Source organism: Colidextribacter sp. OB.20 (genome assembly GCF_009911595.1).
Lineage (GTDB): Bacteria > Bacillota > Clostridia > Oscillospirales > Oscillospiraceae > Lawsonibacter.
Genome location: NZ_QWKG01000160.1, coordinates 1 through 854, shown reverse-complemented (window position 1 = coordinate 854; position 854 = coordinate 1). Strand labels below are relative to the sequence as shown.

The 854-nt window shown below is 45.2% G+C and carries 1 protein-coding gene; it reads right to left on the bottom strand.

The genetic code is table 11. The annotated features are described in order from the left end of the window. Positions 1 to 20: 20 nt before the first annotated feature. On the bottom strand, positions 21 to 623 hold the full coding sequence (locus D1641_RS18985; protein WP_160668562.1) for a recombinase family protein: 603 nt from the start codon (positions 621 to 623) through the stop codon (positions 21 to 23). Positions 624 to 854: the final 231 nt, after the last annotated feature.

The window sequence follows — 854 nt, the reverse complement described above, 5'->3', positions numbered from 1 at the left end:
ACTAACCTGTACTTTTTTCATCAGACAGGGGTATCCTCTGTTGCCCATTTGAGAAAGGTTCGGTGTGTAATTCCAAGTTGTACTGCAGCTTTACGTGCTGAAATTTGCCCATTTCCCCAGGCAGAACGTACATCTGCGAACTCCTTTGGCCGCTTAGTGGGTTTGCGTCCGAATTTGACTCCACGTGCCTTGGCTGCGGCAATACCCTCGGCCTGCCGCTGACGGATGAATTCCCTTTCCGTTTGAGCCACGTAGGAGAGTAACTGCAGGACAATGTCAGCAATCAGCATTCCGGTTAAGTCTTTTCCTTGACGGGTATCCAGTAGCGGCATATCCAAAACAACGATAGCCGCCTGTCTCTCCTTGGTGATGATGCGCCACTGTTCTAAAATCTCCTCATAATTGCGTCCTAACCGGTCGATGCTTTTGATGACAAGAATATCGGCTGGTTTTATTTTACGTATCAGGGTTTGATAGCCTGGGCGCTCAAAATCCTTGCCGGACTGCTTATCTATGAAGACATATCGGTCTTGGACTCCAAATTCCCGCATGGCGACCCGCTGCCGATCCTCGTTTTGGTCTTTCGACGATACACGGATATACCCATAAACTTTTTGATTCATGTTGTTCCCTCCAATCACTGATAGAATGATTTTAGAGGAAACCTTGATTGCGCTCAAATGATATTTGATTAGTGTCAAAAATCTCTCCTAACATTATACGCTGTCACAATCCAAATATCAAGTGCCACAACACAGACAATTTAATAAAATTTCTGCCTCCGGTAAAATTAACCGAGGAGGCGAATATGTATTGGACAAGAAAGATGGAACTGCTTTTGATAATTCTGAGCG

What these genes read in the sequence shown, in the direction of transcription:
- D1641_RS18985 (WP_160668562.1), bottom strand. Translation starts at nt 623, where the DNA reads ATGAATCAAAAAGTTTATGGGTATATCCGTGTATCGTCGAAAGACCAA.